Below are 24,557 nucleotides of genomic sequence, written 5' to 3' on the forward strand. Positions count from 1 at the left end.
TCCCTTTACCGTCAAACCAGCCTCCCGCGCTTCTGTTCATGATGAGTTTTCAGTTTATACGCATTCTCAGATTTAACCTGGTCGATTTTAATATTCCATAGGCGAACTAGCAGTTAAAATATGTCTTTTCCACTCCAATTCGCGGTTTATTAATTTACAAAACCTCAAAATCAAACTCTTACTGATGATAGAAATATCTTATTTCATCCGTAATGCAGATTAACCTTTTCTTTTTTACCGCATAAAAATGTTAATTTTTTCATATAAACAGTAAATAGCGCCATTAAATGTTGTATATGTGATATTTTTGTCTATCTAATGAACTTACCAGAACTTAAGATATCAACCAGACACTTTACAATCTAAAATATACAGCCAGACTTTCCACTGTTTTACCACCAAAAGGAGATGATTCTTCTTTGTATTAAGAAAAAACCATTAACGAGTTCTGACTATGAGATTTTTATTTAACAAACAGGTCATCTTTGACGCAGATTCTGGAACCTTATTTCTGGCTGATACTCCCGACGATGCGGTACAAATATCCAACCCAACTAAGCGATTATTATTACTACTCACATGCCATCAAGGGGAAGTAATTAACCGCGAGATAATATTTAAAAAAGTCTGGGATGACTTTGGTATGGTTTCCAGTAATAACAACCTCAACCATTGCATCAGCAAACTGCGCCGAATACTCCGTAACCTCGGGCTGGAAGAAGAGGTCATCACGACCGTACCCAAGATGGGGTTTATGCTCCATCAGCAGATCGGGGTCGAACTGCTTCCTGAACCCGAGACGAATCCTCCCATTGAAATTTTCAATGATATTTCAATGCGTAAACAGGGTGACTCTCCCACTACACCGGCTATCGAGGCGAAAGCGCCCCCCTCTTCAGGGAAAATCCAGATCCTTTCCATCATAATGCTTTTTTGCGCAATTCTTGCGCTTTGCGTGACGCTCGCCTTCTGGTACCAGAATCGCCCGGAAGACCGTCGGGAAATTTATATCGGCGAAGCGGGAAACTGTAATGTACTGGTCTCCGTCCCTCTGCCGAACAACACCGATACCGAAAGTTTGAAAAAGGGCATTCTGAGTTACGCGCAATCATTAAACCCGCAATGTCGTAGCGACCAGTATGTATTGGTTATAAAAAGCAATACTTTCAGAGTATACAGTAACGATCTTTCTCGCCTGTATATGATGCTTTGCGGCTCACTTCGTGAAAATAAAGCGGAGGTTTGCTGGAGTCTGAACGAACCCGCCCCCACCCCCAACCGCTAATTTTTCAATGGGCAGCGCCTGACTGCCCTTTTTTGCTCTATATCAATTTTGCATTTTTGATTCGACAAGAGAAATGCGATCTCGATCCTCTCTGGTGATTATCACTTCAGATTTTACCTAAGTCACCTTTACTAACCGATAACATTACCGCCGGTTATTTCAGCGTATAAAACCACACCTACGTATGATTCCGCATCATTAACAGAATATTAATCTTAATATTCACCTGTTAATAGTTAATGATTACAGAACCTAGGAAATATCTTAACCTTTTCGTACATGTTACTGCTGGTTTGCAACACCTCGTTTACCCGCGTTTAAAGCTGCCCGCAGAAGCCATGGAACAAGCAATCAGGTCTACTCAGGATTAACAGGAAACGCATCATGTTGAAAAAATGTTACTTAGCTATGCTGTCAGGCTCTCTTCTGGTGTCCGCCAACGCAATGGCTCTTTCAGATAACACCATCACTTTCCAGGGCGAAGTCACGGACGAAACCTGTTCTGTGGCGATTAACGGTAACCAGGCCACTCCCGTTGTTCTGCTGCCAACGGTAAGCAGCACCGATCTGGGCGCCAGTGGTGATACCGCGGGCCCGGTAACCTTTGATATCGGCCTTACCGGCTGCACCGGCGACACCACAAACGCCACCAAGATCTCTACCGTCTTCGTCGGTAATCAGGTGACCACTAACGGTAACCTGGGCAATACCGGCACCGCGTCCAACGTTGAAGTACAAATTCTGGATACCAAAGGTACCGAAATTAACCTGACGAACGGATTCACCGGTACCGGCGACCTGACGTTAGCCGCGGGCGAAAAAGAAGTGTCCGCAACCTATACCGCGCAGTACTACGCGAATGGCAAAGCGACCGCGGGTACTGTTGAAGCCACCATGCAGTACGCCGTCTCTTACCAGTAATTCTCTTCAGGGCACAGCCCGTGCTGTGCCTTTTTTTGACGGAAGGAATCCATGATTTCAATGCGCGTCTTTCATCGCAGTTTTCTGTGGCTGGTCGCCTTTAGTCTGAGCGGTCTTGCCACGGCCCACGCCAGCGTCACCATGCTGGGCAGCCGTATTATTTACAACGCGAAGTCTTCCTCCGTGGATGTTCAGCTCAAAAATAATGACGCCTACCCCTACGTTGTGCAGACGTGGTTTGACGAAGGTAATGTCGACGCCAATCCGCAAAATAGCCATGCGGTACCGTTTTTATCAACGCCGCCGGTTTTCCGCATTCAGGCTAAAGCAGGGCAAATCGTGCGCATCGTCTACAGCGGCGCGAAACCGTTGCCGAAAGACAGAGAATCCGTCTACTGGTTCAACTTCTTACAGGTTCCTCCGACTAACGTGGCGGGCGATCAAAAGCAAAACAAGATGCTGATTATGCTGCGTACCCGGGTGAAGCTGTTTTACCGCCCGGAAGGTCTCTCCGCGCCGGGAGATATTACCAAAAGCCTGCATGTTTCTGCCGTACGCGATAGCCGTAAAGGCGTAGGCATTCAGGTTAAAAATACGTCGGCATGGTTTGCTTCACTTTCCAATATGACCGTCGACGCAGGCGGCAGCAAAATCCCGGTTAACGTGGATATGGTCTCGCCCTTTTCCAGTGAAACATTTTGGCTAAACGGTACACGCGCACCTCAGCAGAGCCGGGGAAAAGTGACTCTGACGGCGATTAATGACCAGGGCGCAAGGATAAGCGAGCACTACGATGTTACGTACCCCTGATTTCCCTTTAAAACGGCTCACATCGCTGATTGCCTTGATCGTTGCAGGTGCCGCGCAAGCTGAGGATTACTATTTTGATCCCGCGCTGTTTCAGGGATCTGCATATGGGCAAAATATCGGGCAGTTTAATCAGCAACATATTTCTCCAGGGAATTACCTGGCGGATGTGTATGTGAATAACACGCTGGTGAAAACAGGTGTCAAAGTCACATTTGCAGACAAGGGCCCCGACAGTGCGCCGGAGCCCTGTCTGACCGCTTCATTGATGAAAAGCGCACAGCTCAAAGCCGTGTCGGAAGACGATGAGCCCACAACCTGCAAACCGTTTACCGTCTGGGTGCCGGACGGTAGCTGGCAGTTCGAGTCATCGACTTTACGGCTACAGCTCGCCATTCCCATGACCGAACTGGTGCACAATCCGCGCGGTTATATCTCACCCGAAGAGTGGGATAGCGGCGCATCCGCGATATTTTTACGCCACAACACCAGCTATACGGTTAATGAAAATACCGACAGCCACTACCGCTATCAATATTTATGGAGCGGTATTAACGCTGGCACCAACCTTGGCCTGTGGCAAGTGCGCCACCAGGGCAATATGCGCTATGTCGATAATAATCAGACCGGCAGCGCCTATCGCTATAACAGCGTACGTACCTGGGTTCAACGTCCGATCGAGCAGCTTGAGAGCATCATGACGCTTGGTGATAGCTACACCGACAGCAGCCTGTTCGGCAGCCTATCATTTAATGGGGTTAAGCTCGCCACCGACGAAAGAATGTGGCCGCAGGGCAAACGCGGTTATGCGCCAGAAGTGCGCGGTATTGCCGGCAGCAGCGCGCGGGTAATCATCAGTCAGTTGGGTAAAACTATCTATGAAACAAATGTTCCTCCGGGGGCGTTTGTCATTAACGATCTCTATAACACCCGTAATCAGGGCGATCTCCAGGTTGAAGTGGTGGAAGCCAACGGCAAAACGTCGACCTTCACGGTGCCCTACTCTGCCGTGCCCGACTCGGTTCGCCCCGGGAACTGGCACTACTCGCTGTCGATGGGACGCGTGCGTCAGTATTACAGCGTGAATAACAATTTCTTTGAAGGCACGCTGCAGCACGGCATCAATAATAACTTTACGCTCAACGCCGGGGCGCGTATCGCTAAAGAATATCAGGCCTGGCTGGCCGGTGGCGTGTGGGCAACCGAGCTCGGCGCATTTGGCATGAATGCCACCTGGTCAAACGCGCAGGTTGAAAATGGCGATCGTCAGCAAGGCTGGCGCAGCGAGTTAAGCTACAGCAAAACGTTTTCATCCGGCACGAATCTGGTGCTGGCGGCGTACCGCTATTCCACCAGCGGGTTCCGCGATCTCCAGGATGTCCTTGGCGTTCGCCGGGAAAACAAAAGTGATGAAGATTACTACTCTGATACGTTGCATCAGCGCAACCGACTGTCGGCGACGGTAAGCCAGCCCTTATGGGGTTTTGGCACGCTCAACATGAGTGCCAGCACAGCGGATTACTACAATAACCAGTCGCGTATTACACAGTTACAGCTGGGCTACAGCAATCAGTGGCAGCGTATCAGCTACGGCTTCAACGTTGCACGTCAGCGTACGTCGTGGGACTACGGACGTTTTTATAGCAGCGTGAACGATCCCGATGACGCCAGCAGCCGACAAAAATACACCGAGACCACCGTCTCGATGAATATTTCCATCCCACTCGACTGGGGGCGAAGCCGTTCCTCTGTTGCCATGAACTACAACCAGACGCGCCAAAGCCGTTCCGCCACCGTCTCGATGACCGGCTCTGCAGGGGAAGGCGGCGATTTCTCCTGGTCCATGTATGGCGGATATGAGCGTTATCGCGATGGCAGCACCGACAGTTCCGCGACCTTCGGCGCGGGCGTTCAGGAAAATACCCGCATCGGCGCACTGCGGGCCAATTACGACCAGGGAAGCAACTACCGTCAGACCGGGCTGGGCGCGTCGGGCACGATCGTGCTGCATCCTGGCGGCGTGACGCTCGGGCCCTACACCAGCGATACCTTTGCGCTTATCCACGCGGACGGCGCGCAGGGTGCCCGCGTACAAAACGGCCAGGGCGCGGTCGTCGATAGCTTCGGCTACGCCATTCTGCCTTCACTGGCACCGTATCGTGTCAATAACGTTAGCCTTGATACACAGCAAATGACGGCAGATGCCGAGCTCACCGGCGGCAGCCAGCGCGTGGTGCCCTATTCCGGCGCTATCGCGCGGGTGAACTTCAACACGCTAAAAGGAAAAGCGGTGTTGATAAACCTTAATGCGGGCAACGGCGTTCTGCCACCGATGGGGGCCGATGTGCTGGATAGCGAAGGGACGCTGATAGGCATGGTCGGTCAGGGCGGGCAAATTTACGCGCGAATTCCGGCGGCGTCCGGCTCGCTGCTGGTGCGCTGGGGCGCGAACGCTCATCAACGCTGCCGCGTACCGTATCAGCTTCCCGCCGATGACGAGAAACAGATAATCACCTTAAATCAACGCTGCGAGAAGGAATAACATCATGCGCGCCTGGCTTCAACTCCTGAGCATCCTCGCTGGCATTCTCTTTAGCACCTCGCTATGGGCCACTTGCACCCGCGTGACCAGTACAAGCTCGCTCTCTGACGCCGCCAAAAGCGCAGGCTATACGGCAGCAAGCTGGACAGGTGCCTGCGATACCTGTAGCGGCAACGTAGGTCTTCCAGCGGTCATTAGCCTGAACAGCGGCAGCAACTTTCAGCCGTCAGGCACACTGCTGGGCAGCGGCGTGGGGAGCTTTTTGACCGCCGCCACCAATAGCCCCTATACCGCGAATCAGATACTGTTTCGCTGCGCCGTCGCGGATGCCGACAGTCTGTATGAGTTTTACGCCACCAACGGCGACGCGACGTATGCCGGGAAATATACCACCTCAGAAGTGGACGGGGCTTACTACGACTATGTGAAAAACGTCGCGGTACGCATGACGAATCTCACCACCGGCGAATACTACAGCCGCTACTGGAAGTCGCGTAAATTTACCGCCAGCGACTGGTACAGCGATGGAACCTATATTTATATTCCAGCCAGCGCATTCAGTAACGTGCTGTATGAGATGTTCAAAATCACCTCAACGACTTACGGCTATCAAAGTGCAAATCGTTATGTGGATACCTATACCCAACCACGCGGTTATATCGCCTTTAAAGGCCCAGGTATCTCCCCATCGCTGGCCGACGGCGCGGACAGTCTCTCCAACTATTCAGGCTGGTATACCGGCTGGCCGGGTGCATGGGGCAGCTACGGCAGCGTCACCTATATACGTGGGGCGATTTGCCAGGTCAGCGATTATCCCGCGCGCGTACTGCTACCGACGATGAGTGTCGCTCAGTTGCAGGCCGGAAACGCCAGCCAGGTGCCGTTCACTGTCAGCCTGCAGTGTGAATCCGGCGCGATTTCAAGCACCAGCGCCTCAACCGCCAGCGCCGCAAACGTCGCCATGGGCTTTCTGGTCAATCAGCCCGCCGCCGTGGCTGCGGCGCGCACGCTGAATCTGGTGACCAGCGGCGGTGGCCTGACATGGTTGCTGGATACCCAGTACGGCAGCAGCGGCGTCGCCTCAGGTGTGGGCATTAAGATTTATAACAGCAATGGCACCGCGCTTAATCTGCTGCCAGACCAATCCAGTATGGGCACCGGGAACACGCGAGGCTGGTACGCCTACAAAGATCTCACCACGCTGGTTTCATCAGACACCGTGACAACGTATACCGGCGATTTCACCGCCTCTCTTGAAGCCATCAGCGGCCAAACGGTTACCGCAGGAACAGTCAATGCGCAATTACAAGTGGTGGTCAGTTTTCAGTAAGGTGGCGTTACTGCTGGCATTTTCGGCTCAGGTGAGCGCCGCAGTAAACGTTGATCGCACGCGGATCGTTTTCAGCGCCCGCGACGTCGCTCGCACGTTAAACCTGTCTAACGATGGGGCAATGCCAATGGTCATTCAGGTATGGGCAGACGATGGCGATCCGGCCAGCACGCCGGATGTGAACCCTACGCCGGTGGTCGTCATTCCACCGGTCTTTAAAATGCTCCCGGGCGAGCTTCGGTCATTAAAACTGATGCTCGCCTCTCGCCAGGGACTGGCTGAGGACAGGGAAACACTCTTCTGGCTCAATATTTATCAGATTGCCCCGGATAACGCGGCAAGTGGCCGTGAAGGACAAAAGGTGATTTTGCCACTGCGATTACGCATGAAGATTTTCATTCGCCCGGCAGGCTTGCCGACGCCTGAGGAAAAAGATGAACGCGGGCTGCGCTTTCGCGTTAGCGAAGAGACGTTGCGGGTGGAAAATCCCTCACCCTGGTATATGAGTTTATCGCTGCACCTTCCCGGCCAGCAGAAACCGACCAGTATGATGATTGCGCCTCACGCTCAGGAACAGATAACGCGCCCTGCGACCCTCAACGCGGGAAGCCGTCTGGTTTATGATGTGATTACCGATGACGGCAACTACCGACGTTATCAGGCAAACCTGACCACTGGCGGGTAAACGTTCAGGGCGTCATTAATGACGCCCTGAAATATTATTTCACCAGTCCCTTCTCTTTCAGGTAGTCCGCCGCCACTTTCTTAGCATCGACGCCCTCCACCGCAATGCGGGCGTTAAGCTGCTGAAGGGTTTTCTCATCCAGGCTTTCGAATACCGGCTTCAACCAGCTATCCAGTTGCGGATATTCCTTCAGCACCGCTTCGCGCACCACGGGCGCTGGAGCGTAAATCGGCTGCACGCCTTTCGGATCGCTCAGGGTGACTAATCCCAGCGCGGCCACCGGGCCATCGGTGCCGTAGGCCATCGCCGCATTCACGCCTGACGTTTGCTGGGCTGCGGCTTTAATCGTTACCGCGGTATCACCGCCCGCCAGCGACAACAACTGTGGCTGGTTCAGTTTGAACGCGTAGGCTTTCTCAAAGGCAGGAAGCGCATCCGGGCGTTCGATAAACTCAGCGGAGGCCGCAAGCTTAAAGCTCCCGCCCGTTTTCAGATAGCGGCTAAGGTCGTCCAGAGAAGAGAGTTTATTTTTCTCCGCGAGATCCTGACGCACGGCAATGGTCCAGGTATTGTTGGCGGGTGCAGGCGTCAGCCAGATAAGATGATTTTTCTCACCATCGAGCTTTTTGACTTTTTCGTAACCCTGCTGTGCATTTTTCCACGCCGCGTCGTTTTCATCTTTAAAGAAAAACGCGCCGTTGCCGGTGTATTCCGGGTAAATATCCAGCTCGCCTGAAGTGATAGCGCCGCGCACGACTGGCGTGGTGCCAAGCTGCACTTTGTTAACGGTTTTAACGTCGTGGCTTTCCAGCACCTGCAAAATGATATTACCGAGCAGCGCCCCTTCGGTATCAATTTTTGAGCCGACTTTTACCGGAGAGGCGGCCTGAAGCGGCAGGCTCACGGCTGCCAGAAGTGCCAGTGAACCTGCCCAACGTTTTGTACCTGACATACTGATTCCTCATTATTTTCATGTTCCTGAGGAAAAAGCGTAGTCGATCAATCTTCGTGTGGCACTTTTAACGGTATCGCCAGCACACTGGCGGCGAAATAGAGTATCGCGATCACCCACAGCGTACCTTCCACGCCGAGCGGATCGACGCAGAGCGTGACGATAAGCGGCCCGGCGAAGTTGCTTAAGCCAGATCCTAAATTAAGGCACGAAATCGCTGCACCTTTGTTTTCCGGCAGCAGCGCGGGGATCAGCGCGCTCAGCGGGCCGAATGCGCCAAGCCCGATGGCGTAAATAGCCAGCGCGGCAAACAACGCCACACCGCTATTGCCGAACAGTACCGGGGCGTAACACACCGCCAGCGACGCTGCGCCGCACAGCGTGCCGGAGAAAAAGACTACCGTTTTGCGCCAACCAATGGTGTCGCCCAGCCAACCGAAGAAGTATCCGGCGAAGATGTTCAGCACATTGACCAGCCCCCAGATAGTCAGCCACGCCTGAATACTGAAACCGAAGCGCGGCAGGTAAACCGGCATCAAAATAACCAACGAGAATTTACCGATATCGTTGATGGTTTTTACCAGTACCGCCAGGCGCATTTTCGGCTCGCGCGCCAGCACCATCAGCCCTTCGCCCAGCGCAGGTAAGATTTTACTATCTGACTCGCGCTCGGGCTGGGCACGGTTAAGCACCAGCGCACATCCGCTGCCCGCCAGCACAAAAACGAAGCCAACCAGCAAGGTGGTGGTTTCCCCGCTACGCGGGATCATAAAGCCCGAGAACCACGGCGCGACGATGGTCATGCCCACGCCAAAGGCAATCCAGAACCAGGAAACCGCACGCCCCAGAATGCGCGTTTCGCAGCACTGGTTAATCCACACCAGAAACGAGTAGGCAAAAAGCGGATAAGCCACCCCGCGAAGCGCGTAGCTGGCAACCATCAGCGGATAGTTTCCGTGCGGCAGCGCCCAGAAAATAAACGGTACTGAGCCAATAAAATAGACCAGCGTCGCCGCCCACATGAGGCGACGAATGCCCAGCACACCTGCGCCAATCCCGGAGAACCAGGAGACCAGCGCCACGCACAGGCCGAAGACCGATGACATCATACTGATATCACGCGCGTCAAAGCCGCGCTGTTGTAAAAGCGACGCCAGCCAGCTCTGTTCGACAGTCGCGCCGGTAATAAACAAAAAGACGCCAATAAACCCCCACAACAATTGGCGAGGAAGGCCAATTCGCGCCCAGATGCCTTGTTGAATGTACACGCTATGTTCAGTCATAAATGCCAGTCAAAAAAGTAAGCCCGGCGCGTGCGGCACCGGGCGGGTCAATGATTACGCGTTCTTCAGTTGCACCGCGTTTTCTTTCGCTTTCATCAGGCTGCGGTTAACGCAGCCGACGGTGTTATCTCCCCAGCACTGCTCGTAAGGCAGGCCGGTCAACGATTCGATAACCTCTTTGGTTTCGGCGGTGACCGTCGCTTTGCTGCCGCCCTGTTTCAGGCGCGCCACTTCTTCGTTGAGAATCGCATGGGTGCGACCATTTACTTTGAACTGGACAGCAGACCAAATGCCCCATGCAGTGAGGAGCACAGGCAGAATTATCATGATGGCAAGAATCATGTTGATAGCCGACTGCGGCTGGCTCGCCTGACCGGTGACAAAGCCGGACATCTGCAACGCAACACCCACCAGGAAGATTGAGAGCGCCTGAGAGGCTTTACGCAGCAGGCTCATAAAGCCAGCAAAGATCCCTTCACGGCGGTTACAGGTGAGAATTTCATCCACATCCGCCACGAAGGTGTAGTTATTCCATGGAATGGAGTAGATACCGCCGCGCGCCAGACCCGCAATCCCCGCCGCCAGATAGAGCAGCACCATGCTGGTTGAGCCGCTCAGGTAGGTGAAGGTGAACAAACCAAAAGCAATCAGCGCCATGCTGGCCTGAGTAGCAAACGCGCGGGACGGCGAGTAGCGCAGGGTCAGCCAGGTGGCGACGCCGACGCCAAAGAATTGCAGGCCGTTAATCGCACTCAGCAAGTTAGAGGCCACAATCGACGAGGTGGAGAGCGCAAACACCACAAAGTAGGTGAAGACGGAGTTGAAGATGTCCTGCCCTACCGAGCCTCCCAGATACATCCCCAGATGAGAACGAAACGTTTTGATTTTTAAGGTAGAAACGAAGTCGTAGTAGATATTGAAAATACGCGTGGAAAGCGGCAGTTTCTCGGTAGTTTCAATGGTGCGCTCGCTCAGTTCAATTTCCTCGATTGAACGTTCCCAGGTGCCGAAATAGACGAAGAACAGCACCACCATAAAGGAGACGGTGAAAATCGCCCCGGCGTAGAAGAAGGAATCCGCCGAATCGGAACCAAAAGAGTCAATCAGACGCCCCGGCAAAAACGCGGCGGTAAAGCCCGCAAACTGCGCGATGTACATGCGGGCGCTGGTGAGCTTCGAGCGTTTGGTGAAATCAGAGGTCATTTCCGCCGACAGGGTGTCGTAAGGAATCAAAATCATCGAATAGACGATTTCGAACAGGATGTAGACCAGCAGATACATCCAGTAATTGAAGCCTTCCACCCACAGCAGGCTGTAAACCGAGACCAGCGGAATACTGAGCAGCAGGAAGAAGCGGCGACGGCCAAAGCGCCTGCCCAGCCAGGTTTTATGGAAGTTATCGGAAATGTAGCCCATCAGCGGGCACATAATCACATCGACAATACGCGCCACGGCAAACAGCGACCCGGCTTCAATCGGCGTCAGGCCGCAGAAGGTGGTTAAGAAAAACAGCAACCAGGCGCTGACCAGCGTGAAGGCCCCGGAGCCGATTACATCCGCGAGACCGTAACAGACATAGTTATGGAGTTTTATCTCCCTGACTTTTTTTATCATTTTCCATCCCCTTAAACTGACATCCGGCGATTGCAGCCCCAGAGCCGCGCCGCCGCTCTGAATGCTTATTTCCCGTTCACCCTCACCACATCCTGCGGATGCCAGCCTGCGGGTAGCGGCGTTGGGCGCACAGCGTTGAACTCGCGTAGCACCAACCCGGTCACGCCATCGGCATACAGCGCCGGAAGCCCGCCAGGATACGGCTCAACGCCCCATGCGCGCCCGGTTTCCAGGTTCACCAGATAGGCGTTATCCAGCCCCATTCCGGTCGGTTTCGCCGGGTTGCACGGCGGACGAACGTCATAGCAGCCCTGCTCCTGCGCAGCGCCCTGTACCTGCTGAAGCTGAACACCGTTAAAGGTGATGTCGTGAATATCACCTGCGGTTTCGCTGTGCAGGTTGATTGCCCCTTCGCTGATACCGGAAAGATTGCTGAAAGTGATGTGCTGAATCTGCCCGGCGGCCACCTGCGGATCGCGACGACGCGCGGAGAGATACACCGGATCGGCTTTCCCCCAGTGGCACGGATGACCGTGACGGCAATCAAACAGAATGTTGCTGAAGCTCATCTGGCTGAACTCGCCGCCGTCGCGCGACACCAGGCCGATGCCGCGATTGGACTCAAAAATGGTGCAGTTGCTGACGATGATGTGGCTGATATCCGCCGCCGTTTCGGTGCCCACTTTGATGGCGCAGCTTTTTGAGCGAATGATGCAGTTGTTCACCACTACATGGCGGGTAGGCTGTTGTAACCCGGGCGCTTTGCGGGTGGTTTTCAGGCAAATGCCGTCATCAGCGGCGCTGAAGTAGCTGTCGCTGATATGGACAAACTGGCAGCTATCGAGATCCAGCGCGTCGGTATTAGAGAGCGCCAGGTCGTTATCAATGGTTAAACGGTGAATGAAAATATGTTTGCAGCTCACCAGATGCGCGGTCCACATCGGTGAATCCACCAGCGTGATATCGCACAGGCGCACCTGCTCGCACCCTTCCAGCACCAGCAGACGCGGGCGCTGTGCGGCAGGCTGACGATAGCCCTGCGCATCTGCCTGCGGCGCGAACCAGGCCGCGGCATTGCCTTCAACGCGCCCTTCTCCGCTGAGGGTTATCTGTTGCTGATTACGGGCGTACAACAGCGCCATATGCGACAACTCGGCCATAGACTGCGTCAGGTCTGCCGGGTAATCCTCCACGTTCGGGCTGGCGCGCAAACAGGCGCCTGCGTCGAGATGCAGTGTGAAATGGGACGGAAGGACCAGCGTGCCGGTCAGCCAGACGCCAGGCGAGAGAGTTAACGTACCGCCGCCTGCCGCCGCAATGGTATCAATCATTTGCTGCAACTGTGCCGTAACCGGACGCGTGCCGGTGTTATCAAGCCCGGCCTGTTCGAGGGAGAGTTTCATTGCGCTACCTGTGTCATTTTCGATAGCCGCATTTAACGAAGTTTTCGCCCTTGGCTCGCGCGCTGTTTCCAGGCTTTTTTACGTAATAGTGAAAATCATCACGTCCACCAGACGGGGGATAAATAGCTTTTGATAGTGCGCACAAAATCGCCATTACAGAGGAAAGGGAAATGCGTTGAAGGTCACATTGCCCTGTGCGATGAAGAATAAAAGAGGGAGCAAAATGGGGGTGACGGCGAAATGTTATTGAGGAAGGTGACGATGTTCACGGAAGTGGGAAATTGACGAGGGATGGGGATTGATTTTTGGTTGGTACGGTGGGTTTGCCCCTCACCCCGGCCCTCTCCCGCAGGGAGAGGGGGAAAACCAGCACAGAACAACCAGATTGGCACGATCGGTTCCCTCTCCCTGCGGGAGAGGAGAAAACCAGCACAGAACAATCAGATTGGCACGATCGGTCCCCTCTCCCTGCGGGAGAGGGGGAAAACCAGCACAGAACAATCAGATTGGCACGATCGGTCCCCTCTCCCTGCGGGAGAGGGGAAAACCAGCACAGAACAATCAGATTGGCACGATCGGTTCCCTCCCCTGTGGGAGAGGGGGAAAACCAGCACAGAACAATCAGATTGGCACGATCGGTTCCCTCTCCCTGCGGGAGAAGGGAAAACCAGCACAGAACAATCAGATTGGCACGATCGGTTCCCTCCCCTGTGGGAGAGGGGGAAAACCAGCACAGAACAATCAGATTGGCACGATCGGTTCCCTCTCCCTGCGGGAGAGGGGGAAAACCAGCACAGAACAATCAGATTGGCACGATCGGTCCCCTCTCCCTGCGGGAGAAGGGAAAACCAGCACAGAACAATCAGATTGGCACGATCGGTTCCCTCTCCCTGCGGGAGAGGGTTAGGGTGAGGGCCTACTTCAGCTCAAACGCTCCCTGCTTCACGCGCGCCGAATCGACACCAATAAAGACGTTGAACTTGCCCGGTTCCGCATCGTATTTCATGCTCTGATTCCAGAACTTCAGCGCTTCAACATCAATCGGGAAGCTGACGGTCTGCGTTTCACCGGGTTTCAGCGTCACTTTCTCAAAGCCTTTCAGCTGTTTCACCGGGCGACTCATCGACGCCGTGACGTCCTGCAAGTACATCTGGATCACCGTCGCGCCTTCGCGCTTGCCGCTGTTAGTCACCTCCACACTTGCGGTGACTTTACCGTCACGCGTCATTGACGGGGCCGACATTTTCACGTCAGAAACCGTGAACGTCGTGTAGCTCAGGCCATAGCCGAACGGATAAAGCGGGCCGTTAGCTTCATCGAAATAGCGAGAGGTGTATTTGTTTGGCTTATCCGCATTATACGGACGACCGGTGTTAAGGTGGCTGTAGTAAACCGGGATCTGCCCGACAGAGCGCGGGAAGGACATCGGCAATTTACCCGACGGGTTGTAATCACCAAACAGCACGTCGGCGATGGCGTTCCCGCCTTCGGTGCCGGCGAACCAGGTTTCCAGAATCGCATCAGCCTGCTGATCTTCTTTCACCAGCGCCAGAGGACGCCCGTTCATCAGCACCAGCACCAGCGGTTTGCCGGTGGCTTTCAGCGCGGCAATCAGGTCGCGCTGACTTTGTGGGATTTCAATATTGGTACGGCTGGAGGCTTCATGCGCCATGCCCTGCGCTTCGCCCACTACGGCAACCACCACATCAGATTGCTTCGCGGCGGCAACCGCTTCATCAATCATCGCCTGCGGGGAACGCGGGTCAACTTTCACCGCCTCTTCATATAAATTCAGGAAGTCGACAATACCTTTATCGTTGGTGACATTCGCGCCTTTGGCGTAAACCACGTTGCCCTTATCACCCAGCGCGTTTTTAATCCCGGTGAGCACGGTCACCGACTGGTCTGCCACGCCCGCCGCCGACCAGCTTCCCATCACATCACGCTTACTGTCTGCCAGTGGGCCCACTACGGCGATAGTGCCGGATTTTTTCAGTGGCAGCGTCTCGAGACGGTTTTTCAGCAATACCAGACTTTCGCGCGCGACTTCGCGTGCGTCTTTACGGTGCAGACGGCTTTCGGCATTGGTGTCCTGCGGGTCAGACTCTTTCGGCCCAAGATGGCTGTACGGGTCGTTAAACAGCCCCATATCGTATTTCACATTCAGCACATGACGCGCGGCATCGTCCAGCTCCGCCATCGTCACCTTGCCGGATTTCACCAGCCCCGGCAGGTACTTGCTGTAATATTCATCGCTCATACTCATGTTGATGCCGGACTTCAGCGCCACGCGTACCGCATCTTCCGGGTCAGAAGCTGTGCCGTGTTTAATCAGCTCTTTAATCGCGCCGTGGTCGGAAACGGTAATACCCTTAAAGCCCCATTTATCACGCAGGATCTCTTTGAGCAGCCAGGCATCTGACGTTGCAGGTGTGCCGTTCAGCGAGTTCAGCGCCACCATTACCGCGCCGCTGCCCGCATCCAGCCCCGCCTTGTATGGCGGCATATAATCGTTAAACAGGCGCTGCGAGCTCATATCAACGGTGTTGTACTCTTTCCCGCCCTCAACCGCGCCGTAAGCGGCGAAGTGTTTAACGCTGGTCATCACCGAATAGCGATCCGCCGGGCTTTTGCCCTGCATCGCTTCCACCATGGTTTTGCCCATGGTGGAGGTCAAATAGGTATCTTCACCAAAACCTTCCGAGGCACGGCCCCAGCGCGGGTCGCGCGAGACATCAACCATCGGCGCCCAGGTCATGTTCAGGCCGTCGTCCGCCGCTTCATACGCAGACACACGGCCAACGGTGCGCACCGCATCAAGGTTAAAACTTGACGCCAGGCCGAGGCTTATCGGGAATACGGTACGCTGGCCATGCAGCACGTCGTAGGCGAAGAAGAGAGGAATTTTCAGGCGGCTCAGTTCCATCACCTGATCCTGCATTTTGCGGATATCCTGGCGGGTCACGGTGTTAAAGATAGCGCCAACCTGGCCCTCTTTAATCATGTCGCGGATCGCCTCTTTCGGGTTATCCGGCCCCACGCTTATCAGGCGAAGCTGGCCGATTTTTTCATCAACCGTCATTTTTTTGAGCAACCCGGTAACGAACGCATCCCGCGCCTCGGGCGTCAACGGGTGATTGCCGAACAGATCTTCCGCCAGCGCGGGTTGCAGCGCCAGGCTCACGGCGACGCCTACAGAACATAACCATTTCATGTTGTCAGTCTCTTTATTCCATGCCAGTCAATCGGCGAAAGTTGATGAAAAACCGCAGTTTGCCATAAGCCTAAACGGCTGAGGAGCAGAAAGCGAAGGTTATTCTCTGAATTTTCGAAACATTCGTACTCCCAATAAATCTGCAAAGCGCTATTCTTAGGGACGACAAATTAGTCTCACCACAAGGAGTGGAATGATGTCTGCACAAGCCACCACTGATAATAAAGCGCTAATTAACGAACTCACCCGTCTGGTCGGTCACGCTCACCTGCTGACTGACCCGGCGAAAACCGCCCGCTATCGCAAGGGCTTCCGCTCCGGTCACGGTGACGCACTGGCCGTTGTCTTCCCCGGCTCCCTACTGGAACTGTGGCGCGTCCTCAACGCCTGCGTGAACGCGGATAAAATCATTCTGATGCAGGCGGCGAACACCGGCCTGACCGAAGGCTCAACGCCGAGCGGCAATGATTACGATCGCGAGATTGTCATCATCAGTACCCTGCGTCTTGATAAGCTGCATCTGCTCGATAAAGGCGAGCAGGTACTGGCCTGGCCGGGCACCACGCTCTATTCTCTGGAAAACGCGCTTAAGCCGCTGGGACGCGAGCCACACTCTGTGATTGGTTCTTCCTGCATTGGCGCATCGGTTATCGGCGGGATCTGCAACAACTCCGGCGGTTCGCTGGTGCAGCGTGGCCCGGCGTATACCGAAATGTCGCTGTTTGCGCGTATTGATGAGAACGGCAAGCTGGTGCTGGTTAATCACCTGGGCATTGATCTGGGCGAAACACCCGAGCAAATCCTCAGCAAACTTGACGATGAACGGGTAAAAGACAGCGACGTGCGCCACGATGGCCGTCACGCCCACGACCACGATTACGTCACTCGCGTGCGTGATGTTGAAGCCGACACCCCAGCCCGCTACAACGCGGACCCGGCACGCCTGTTCGAGTCATCCGGCTGCGCCGGGAAACTGGCCGTTTTCGCCGTGCGTCTGGACACCTTCCCGGCGGAAAAACGTCAGCAGGTGTTTTATATCGGCACCAACCAGCCGGACGTGCTGACCGAAATCCGTCGCCACATTCTGGCGGAATTCAAGAACCTGCCGGTGGCGGGGGAATATATGCATCGCGATATTTACGATATCGCCGAGCAGTACGGCAAAGACACCTTCCTGATGATTGACAAACTCGGCACCGACAAAATGCCGTTCTTCTTTACTCTGAAAGGGCGTACCGACGCGATGCTGGAAAAGGTGTCGCTGTTTAAGCCGCACTTTACCGACCGTTTTATGCAGAAAGTCGGCCACGTCTTCCCGGCACACCTCCCGGCGCGTATGAAGCAGTGGCGTGATAAATATGAGCATCACCTGCTGCTGAAAATGGCGGGAGACGGCATTGAAGAAGCGCAGGCCTGGCTGGCGGAATACTTTAAACAGGCAGAAGGCGGCTATTTTGTCTGTACCGCTGAAGAGGGCAGCAAAGCCTTCCTGCACCGTTTTGCCGCGGCGGGCGCGGCCATTCGTTATCAGGCGGTTCACGCCGATGAAGTCGAGGATATTCTGGCGCTGGATATCGCCCTGCGTCGTAATGATACCGAGTGGTTTGAGCATCTGCCGCCGGAAATCGACAGCCAACTGGTGCATAAACTCTACTATGGCCACTTTATGTGCCACGTATTCCATCAGGATTACATCGTCAAAAAAGGCGTGGACGCCCACGCGCTGAAAGAAAAAATGCTGGTGCTGCTGCGCGAACGCGGCGCGCAGTATCCGGCGGAGCATAACGTTGGGCATCTGTACGAAGCCGCCGACTCGTTAAAACGTTTTTATCGTGAAAACGATCCGACGAACAGCATGAACCCGGGCATCGGTAAAACCAGTAAACAGAAATACTGGGGCGAAGGAAAGCCGCAGAATAATCCCGTTTGTGCCGCAACCGACGAGCCCTCCGTGAAATAAGAGAGACGGATTGTTATTCAGGTTCGCACCGTATTAGAGTAAGTGAATGACGCCGGAGGAACGTTTCTCCGGCGATTTTTTTCACAAGGAATCTGAGTATGTCCGCGCGCGTATCCGCTACTGCCACTGATGTTGAAATTCGTTTAGCCCAGCCCGATGACGTCCACGCCATTTCCGCTATCTACGCCTGGCACGTGCTGAACGGGCGGGCCTCCTTTGAAGAAACGCCCCCCTCTATTGAAGAAATGCGCGAGCGCATGAAGAAGATCAATGACCACGGTCTGCCCTGGCTGGTTGCCCTTTATCGCGGCGTGGTGGTTGGGTACTGCTATGCGTCACCTTACCGCCCTCGCCCGGCTTATCGTTATACGGTGGAGGAGTCGATTTATCTGGATACCACCATGACCGGGCTCGGCATTGGCAGCGCGCTGCTGGGCCGGTTGATTGAGATTTGCGAACAGGGGCCGTGGCGCCAGATGCTGGCGGTGGTTGGGGATGGGCACAATAATCCGGGGTCGCTTAACCTGCATAAAAAAATGGGATTTGAGGTTGCCGGGCAGTTGCGCAGCGTGGGTTATAAACTGGGGGACTGGCGGGATACGTTGATCATGCAGCGCCCGCTCAATGATGGGGATTGGACGCTGCCGGAGTAGTAGGTTCGGTGCTGGCTTATGCCGGATGCGCTACGCTTATCCGGCCTACGGGGGGCTTTTGGTAGGCCGGATAAACGTTACCGTGCCGAAGCCAAAGAACCTTAATCTTCCTGGGTCGTCACTTTACCGTGCGCCAGGTTGCCTGCAATCTGCGACTCTTTCTGCTTTTTATAGCTCAGCGCGGCCGCAGGAACCGGCATCACTTTACCGGTTTCCACCCAGGTACGCAGACGGCTGGCGTCAGCGAAGTGGGTATATTTCCCAAACGCATCCATCACCACCATCGCCACCGGACGTTTATTCATCACCGTGCGCATCACCAGGCAGTGACCCGCCGCATTGGTGAAGCCGGTTTTAGTCAACTGGATATTCCAGTTATCGCGGTACACCAGATGGTTGGTATTGCGGAACGGCAGCGTATACGCCGGGTTTGCAAAGGTCGCCATATCCTCACGCGTGGTGCTCAACTGACCAATCAGCGGATACTGTTTGGTGGCAATCAGCATTTTGGTCAGATCGCGCGCCGTTGACACGTTGTGAATCGACAGCCCGGTCGGTTCCACATAGCGGGTGTGCGTCATGCCCAACGATTTAGCCTTCGCATTCATGGCGCGAATGAAGGCGTCGTAACCGCCAGGGTAATGATGCGCCAGGCTTGCCGCCGCGCGGTTCTCCGACGACATCAGCGCCAGCAGCAGCATATTTTTACGGCTGATTTTACTGTTAAGTCGCACGCGGGAGTAGACCCCTTTCATCTCCGGCGTGTGGCTGATATCGACGCTCAGCATCTCATCAAGCGGCAGGTGTGCATCCAGCACCACCATCGCGGTCATCACTTTGGTGATAGAAGCAATCGGGCGCACCAGATCCGGTTCACTGGCGTAGATCACTTTATTGGTTTCAAGATCGACAATCATCGCGCTCCCGGAAGCAATTTCCGGGCGCGAGGCTGCGGCAGTGGCTGCCGTTTTAGCACTCGCCTGAGGCGCAAAAGGCACAGCCAGCATTAACGCCAGGCTGAGCAGGGAAACGCGAAATTTCTGCATGATGTGTTTTCTGGTGGTTATTTATGCACTGTATGGAATATGGACGCCACACGCGTTAAGGCAACGCAGCGAGGACATCATCATAGCGCGGAGCGCAAGGCACCTACCAGAAAAGAATAGTGAATAAATGCTGCATTGCTGGCGCGAAACAATTCACACCAGCAATGCATTAGAACGGATCAGAACAATCGGTAACCATAGCCCCACAGAATGACGGTGATCGCCAGCAGCACCTCCAGCACCAGCACGCCAATCGCCAGCGTTGAGCTGGCAAAACTCAGCCCCTCTTCCCGGTCAATATTAAGGAACGTTGGAATACCGACATAAAGCAGATAACCGGTATAGAACAGCGCAACGGTACCGATCAGCGCACAGAGCCAGACCAACGGATAGAGCGCCACGATACCGCTCAGGAACATCGGCGTTGCCACATAGCCGGCAAACACCATACAGCGCTTGAGCGACGGACGCTCCGGATAGTTACGCGCCATCCACCAGATTACGCGCCCCATCACCGCGACGCCCCCGAGCATGACCCCATAGAAAAGTATGGCCAGGATTAAACCGGTTACCGGTGACAGTTTAACCACATTGCCATCGCCGAAATTCCAGCCCAGCTGTGTTGTGCCTATAAATGCACAGATAACAGGAATCGCGGCCATCAACAGAACATGGTGCGTGTAATGATGTGAAACGGTTTCGTTTTCACTGCGAATAACATGCATTTCCCGATCGGGATGGGAAAACAGCCCCCAGACATGGTTCATAACGCCTCCTCGACACGGCTTCGTACCACGTAACGTAAGTATAATCCACGCTAATAGATTATTTATTGAGCAGACAAAAAATAACGTCGCCCCCGGTTTAGGTTCAGGGGTGTATGCTTAAAGGAGATGTTTAAAGGAAACCAAGATAACGATGGATATACCGGCTCTGATTTCACAATATGGTTATGCCGTGCTGGTACTGGGCAGTATGGCGGAAGGCGAAACGGTGACGCTGCTGGGTGGCGTGGCGGCGCATCAGGGGTTACTGCGTTTTCCGCTGGTGGTGGTTTCCGTCGCGCTCGGCGGGATGATTGGCGATCAGGTGCTCTATTTGCTGGGCCGCCACTTTGGCGGGCGTATGCTGAAGCGTTACTCGCGCCAGCATACCAAAATCCGCAAAGCGCAACGGCTGATCCAGCGTCACCCTTACCTCTTCGTCATTGGCAGCCGTTTTATGTATGGCTTTCGTATTATCGGCCCACTGTTGATCGGTGCAAGCCGCATACCGCCTAAACTTTTTCTGCCGCTCAATATTGTTGGCGCGCTGCTGTGGGCACTGATCTTCACCACCCTCGGCTATGTGGGTGGTGAAGTGGTTGCACCATGGCTGCACAACCTCGATACCCATTTGAAACATTGGATCTGGGTAATTCTGGCCGTCGCCGTCGTGTTTGCATTGCGCTGGTGGTTTAAACGCCGCGAGAATAAATCATAACGCCTGATACCCGCCACCGAGTGCAGAAGTCAGTTGGATGGAGGCATCCAGCCATTGGCCCTGTAATTTCAGGGCGTTAATCTGCTCATGCAGCGCGGGCAGTTTCGCGTGGCTGTACTGCGCACTGGAAATAATGCCCACCTTCAGCCGCGCCTGCGCGAGCGTCGCCACGCGCCCGGCATCACGCAGCACCTTCATCTGCTGCTGATTTTTGGTCGCCAGCGTGTCCATCTGGCTGGCGCACTTCGCTACCTGGTTGACGGCTTCAACCACCGCTTTGTTGTAGCGAGCGATGGAGTAATTATTTTCCGCGCTGGCGATATCCAGATTTGCGTTCAGCCTGCCGCTGTCAAAGATGGGCAGCGTTAACCCTGCCGTGACGCCCATCTGCTGTGCGGAGTGGCGGAACAGATCGCTCAGATGCAGGGCATCCTGTTGCAGGAACGCCATGATGTTGATATCCGGGTAAAACGCCGCTTTCGCCGCATCGACATCGCTCAGGGTGGATTCCACCAGCCAGCGCGCTTCCTGTAAGTCCGGGCGACGTGCGAGCAGTTCGAAGTCCAGTTGCGCGGGCAATTGTGCCACTACCGTCGGTAACGCCACCGTCTTCAACTGCAACGCCGTTGATTGCGCGTTGGTGAGCGCCATCAACCGCGCTTCAATCTCTTTCAGATTGCCGTCGATTTCCGCCAGTTGCTGCCCGGTTTTGCCGACGTTAATATCGTTTTCAACGCCTTCCACCGAGTTAGTGATACCCGCCTGATAAAGTTTTTTATCCACCGAGACAATCAGATTTTGTTCTTCCTGAATCTGTTCAAGCTGCTGGCGAATTGCCGATTCCGTTTGCCACTGCCAGTACAGCCGCGCCACGCTGCTCGCCAGCAGTTGACGAGTTTGCGCCATCCCGGCAATGTCAGCCTTAACTTTGCCAATTCGCGCACTCACCTGCGCCGAATCTTTTCCCCACAGGTCGATATTCCAGCCCGCGGTTAAACCAAACGTGCCGTTGGTGTACCACGGGCCCGTGGTTCCCGCGGCCGGATCATCAAATGCAAATGGCCCCATAAGCCCTTCGGCTGACATTTTTTGTCGTTCCAGGTCAGCGGAGAAATTCACCTGCGGCCCGCCGTTCGCTTCGGCCATTTTCGCCTGCGCTTCCGCAAGCGCAATGCGCTGCTGTGCGATAGCCATATCCGGCGCATCGTGCAGCGCACGTTCAATCAGCGCGTTAAGCTGTGGGTCATGATAATCGTGCCACCACGAGGATGTCGGCCAGCCATTTTTCAGCGCCACAGGCAGTGACGAATCAATATGCGAGACGGGTACCTTTTTGGCCAGACGCGCATCGGTTTCATGTGATGGCGCACAGGCGCAAAGCGTAAAGAGTAGCGGTAAGCTTAATACCGCGAGCGTTTTAGCAGAATGTTTCATGGAATTTGCGTGCGTCTGAAAAGAGGCGCAAATAATAGAGAAAATCAGAGGCTTTGCTTTAGTAACCCGTGTGCAAGGGGCATCCATGAAAAATCATTACATCGCGTTATTTATTCGTCTCATAAATACGTTAGCGACATTTTGAAATACTTCTGCACTTATTTTTTGATTCAGATCGAATTAAACCGTGCGACTTAATATAATTTAGCCTTTAATATTGGCACAATTATTTATTATATGAATATTTCAGAGGTTATTGATGACGCAAAATATTTATGATGATCCGCACTTTTTTGCCGGTTACGCCACGCTTGACCGCTCAGTGAAAGGGTTAGACGGCGCGCCGGAGTGGGCAGATATTCAAACAATGCTGCCTGAAATTCAGGGCAAAACCGTTGTAGATTTGGGTTGCGGCTACGGCTGGTTCTGCCGCTGGGCGCGCGACAACGGCGCGGCAAACGTGCTGGGGCTGGATGTTTCGCAGAAAATGCTCGCGAAGGCGCAGGAGATGACATCCGGTGAACGCATTACCTATCAGCGGGCTGACCTGGAAACGCTTGTTCTGCCTGCAGCTTCCGTCGATCTGGCCTACAGTTCGCTGGCCCTGCACTATCTCACAGACATCGACCGTTTATTCCGCACCCTGCATCAGGCGCTAAAACCCGGCGGTAAACTGGTTTTCTCCGCCGAGCATCCTGTTTACACCGCGCCGGCGAATCAACAATGGGTGATGGATAATCAAGGAAACAAGCACTGGCCGGTCAGCCAGTATCAGCAGGAAGGCGAGCGCATCAGCAACTGGTTTGCCGATGGCGTAAAGAAGCAGCACCGCAAACTCGCCACCTGGATTAATGCGTTAATTGCCGCCGGTTTTATCATTGAAGCGCTGGATGAATGGGGGCCGACGGCTGAGCAAATCGCCGCTAACCCGGCACTGGATGAAGAGAAAGAGCGCCCGATGATTTTTATTCTCAGCGCCCGAAAAGCTTAACGCCAGCGCAGGATTTCGCGCGCCACCGACGCGGAGTCCTGCAACGCCCGCACCGCCATAAACAGTTCCGTGGCTTCCTCATACTCTTTACGCAGATAGCCCAACCACTGTTTAATACGCGCCAGATGATACAGCCCGGTGTCGTCCTGTTTTTCCAGCAGGCAATATTTTTGCAGCAGACGCACCACGTCCGGCCACGGCATACGCGGTTCGTTATACTTAATGACCCGGCTCAGGTTCGGTACGTTCAGCGCACCGCGGCCAATCATCACCGCGTCACATCCGGTCACCGCCATGCATTGTTGCGCGCTCTCCCAGTCCCAGATTTCGCCGTTGGCGATGACCGGAATGGTCAGACGCTGGCGAATATCTGCAATTGCCTGCCAGTTAATGCGCTCGGCCTTGTAGCCATCTTCTTTAGTACGACCATGAACGACCAGCTCGGTTGCGCCCGCCTGCTGCACCGCATCGGCAATTTCGAACTGGCGCGCGCCGCTGTCCCAGCCCAGACGCACTTTAACGGTCACGGGAAGCGCCGCTGGCACCGCTTCACGCATCGCTTTCGCGCCGCGATAGATAAGCTCAGGATCTTTTAGCAACGTCGCCCCACCGCCGCTGCCGTTAACCATTTTGGACGGACAGCCGCAGTTGAGATCCACGCCCCATGAGCCCAGTTCCACCGCGCGGGCGGCGTTTTCGGCCAGCCATTCGGGATACTGGCCGAGAAGCTGAATGCGCACCAGCGTACCGCTGGGCGTGCGGCTGTGGTTGTTCAGTTCCGGGCACAGTTTATGGAACGATTTTACCGGCAGCAGTTTATCCACCACGCGCAAAAATTCGGTGACGCAGAGGTCGTAATCATTCACTTCGGTTAGCAGCTCTCGCACCAGCGAATCGAGCACGCCTTCCATCGGCGCCAGTAACACACGCATATTGATACCCGGTAAAAAAAGAG

The 24,557-nt window shown here is 54.6% G+C and carries 19 protein-coding genes; 10 read left to right on the top strand and 9 right to left on the bottom strand.

Going from position 1 to position 24,557, the window contains the following annotated elements; all coding sequences use genetic code 11:
* The first annotated feature begins 454 nt into the window (after window positions 1-454).
* The 6 genes from DBY68_RS00410 to DBY68_RS00435 all read left to right on the top strand — a co-directional run bounded on the left by DBY68_RS00410 (window position 455) and on the right by DBY68_RS00435 (window position 7,570).
* A complete protein-coding gene (locus tag DBY68_RS00410) occupies window positions 455-1,285 on the top strand; it encodes a winged helix-turn-helix domain-containing protein (protein ID WP_108473693.1) in 831 nt (276 codons plus the stop codon).
* Window positions 1,286-1,669: 384 nt separating this feature from the next.
* Window positions 1,670-2,206: a fimbrial protein gene (locus DBY68_RS00415; RefSeq protein ID WP_108473692.1), complete on the top strand. Its 537-nt coding sequence runs from the start codon at window positions 1,670-1,672 to the stop codon at window positions 2,204-2,206.
* A 60-nt stretch (window positions 2,207-2,266) separates the two neighbouring features.
* On the top strand, window positions 2,267-3,016 hold the full coding sequence (locus DBY68_RS00420; RefSeq protein WP_229837628.1) for a fimbria/pilus periplasmic chaperone: 750 nt from the start codon (window positions 2,267-2,269) through the stop codon (window positions 3,014-3,016).
* Window positions 3,000-5,555 carry a fimbrial outer membrane usher protein gene (locus DBY68_RS00425; protein WP_108473690.1) on the top strand — a complete coding sequence of 852 codons (2,556 nt, stop codon included), beginning with the start codon at window positions 3,000-3,002 and terminating at the stop codon, window positions 5,553-5,555. Before DBY68_RS00420 ends, DBY68_RS00425 begins: the two co-directional genes overlap by 17 nt.
* A gap of 4 nt (window positions 5,556-5,559) precedes the next feature.
* Window positions 5,560-6,885, top strand: a complete 1,326-nt coding sequence (gene stbD, locus DBY68_RS00430) for a fimbrial usher protein StbD (RefSeq protein WP_108473689.1) — start codon at window positions 5,560-5,562, stop codon at window positions 6,883-6,885.
* Window positions 6,851-7,570 (top strand): fimbrial assembly chaperone, encoded by a 720-nt coding sequence (locus DBY68_RS00435; protein WP_108473688.1) that lies wholly within the window; start codon window positions 6,851-6,853, stop codon window positions 7,568-7,570. Before stbD ends, DBY68_RS00435 begins: the two co-directional genes overlap by 35 nt.
* A 34-nt stretch (window positions 7,571-7,604) precedes the next feature.
* Here DBY68_RS00435 and DBY68_RS00440 read toward each other — a convergent pair whose 3' ends face one another.
* The 5 genes from DBY68_RS00440 to bglX form a co-directional block, all read right to left on the bottom strand.
* A complete protein-coding gene (locus DBY68_RS00440) occupies window positions 7,605-8,522 on the bottom strand; it encodes an ABC transporter substrate-binding protein (RefSeq protein WP_108473687.1) in 918 nt (305 codons plus the stop codon).
* Window positions 8,523-8,569: 47 nt separating this feature from the next.
* On the bottom strand, window positions 8,570-9,805 hold the full coding sequence (locus DBY68_RS00445; protein ID WP_108473686.1) for an MFS transporter: 1,236 nt from the start codon (window positions 9,803-9,805) through the stop codon (window positions 8,570-8,572).
* A 54-nt stretch (window positions 9,806-9,859) separates the two neighbouring features.
* Entirely contained in the window at window positions 9,860-11,419 is a 1,560-nt protein-coding gene (locus DBY68_RS00450; RefSeq protein ID WP_108473685.1) for an MFS transporter, read from the bottom strand.
* Window positions 11,420-11,484: 65 nt separating this feature from the next.
* Complete coding sequence (locus DBY68_RS00455; protein WP_108473684.1) at window positions 11,485-12,822, bottom strand: glycoside hydrolase family 28 protein; 1,338 nt, start codon at window positions 12,820-12,822, stop codon at window positions 11,485-11,487.
* Between the two features lie 916 nt (window positions 12,823-13,738).
* Entirely contained in the window at window positions 13,739-16,036 is a 2,298-nt protein-coding gene (gene bglX / locus DBY68_RS00460; protein ID WP_108473682.1) for a beta-glucosidase BglX, read from the bottom strand.
* A gap of 196 nt (window positions 16,037-16,232) precedes the next feature.
* Here bglX and dld point away from each other — a divergent pair, with 196 nt between their 5' ends.
* A complete protein-coding gene (gene dld / locus DBY68_RS00465) occupies window positions 16,233-17,996 on the top strand; it encodes a D-lactate dehydrogenase (protein ID WP_108473681.1) in 1,764 nt (587 codons plus the stop codon).
* Window positions 17,997-18,094: 98 nt separating this feature from the next.
* On the top strand, window positions 18,095-18,649 hold the full coding sequence (locus DBY68_RS00470; protein ID WP_108473680.1) for a GNAT family N-acetyltransferase: 555 nt from the start codon (window positions 18,095-18,097) through the stop codon (window positions 18,647-18,649).
* Window positions 18,650-18,750: 101 nt separating this feature from the next.
* On the opposite strand, the gene pbpG is transcribed toward DBY68_RS00470, so the two are convergent.
* Window positions 18,751-19,695: a D-alanyl-D-alanine endopeptidase gene (pbpG, locus tag DBY68_RS00475; RefSeq protein WP_108473679.1), complete on the bottom strand. Its 945-nt coding sequence runs from the start codon at window positions 19,693-19,695 to the stop codon at window positions 18,751-18,753.
* Between the two features lie 179 nt (window positions 19,696-19,874).
* Entirely contained in the window at window positions 19,875-20,462 is a 588-nt protein-coding gene (locus tag DBY68_RS00480; protein ID WP_108473678.1) for a Yip1 family protein, read from the bottom strand.
* A 151-nt stretch (window positions 20,463-20,613) separates the two neighbouring features.
* Here DBY68_RS00480 and DBY68_RS00485 point away from each other — a divergent pair, with 151 nt between their 5' ends.
* Window positions 20,614-21,177 (top strand): DedA family protein, encoded by a 564-nt coding sequence (locus DBY68_RS00485; protein ID WP_108473677.1) that lies wholly within the window; start codon window positions 20,614-20,616, stop codon window positions 21,175-21,177.
* Here the strand turns inward: DBY68_RS00485 and mdtQ are convergent.
* A complete protein-coding gene (mdtQ, locus tag DBY68_RS00490; protein WP_108473676.1) occupies window positions 21,172-22,611 on the bottom strand; it encodes a multidrug resistance outer membrane protein MdtQ in 1,440 nt (479 codons plus the stop codon). The genes DBY68_RS00485 and mdtQ overlap by 6 nt on opposite strands.
* Window positions 22,612-22,870: 259 nt before the next feature.
* Between mdtQ and DBY68_RS00495 the strand changes: the two genes are divergently transcribed.
* Window positions 22,871-23,602 carry a class I SAM-dependent methyltransferase gene (locus DBY68_RS00495; protein ID WP_108473675.1) on the top strand — a complete coding sequence of 244 codons (732 nt, stop codon included), beginning with the start codon at window positions 22,871-22,873 and terminating at the stop codon, window positions 23,600-23,602.
* Here the strand turns inward: DBY68_RS00495 and dusC are convergent.
* The gene (gene dusC / locus DBY68_RS00500; RefSeq protein ID WP_108473674.1) at window positions 23,599-24,534 is read right to left on the bottom strand and encodes a tRNA dihydrouridine(16) synthase DusC; all 936 of its coding nucleotides are present in this window, start codon (window positions 24,532-24,534) and stop codon (window positions 23,599-23,601) included. The two genes, DBY68_RS00495 and dusC, sit on opposite strands and share 4 nt — an antisense overlap.
* Between the last annotated feature and the right edge of the window lie 23 nt (window positions 24,535-24,557).

It is taken from the genome of Pseudocitrobacter sp. RIT415, assembly GCF_003057695.2.
Lineage (GTDB): Bacteria > Pseudomonadota > Gammaproteobacteria > Enterobacterales > Enterobacteriaceae > Pseudocitrobacter > Pseudocitrobacter faecalis.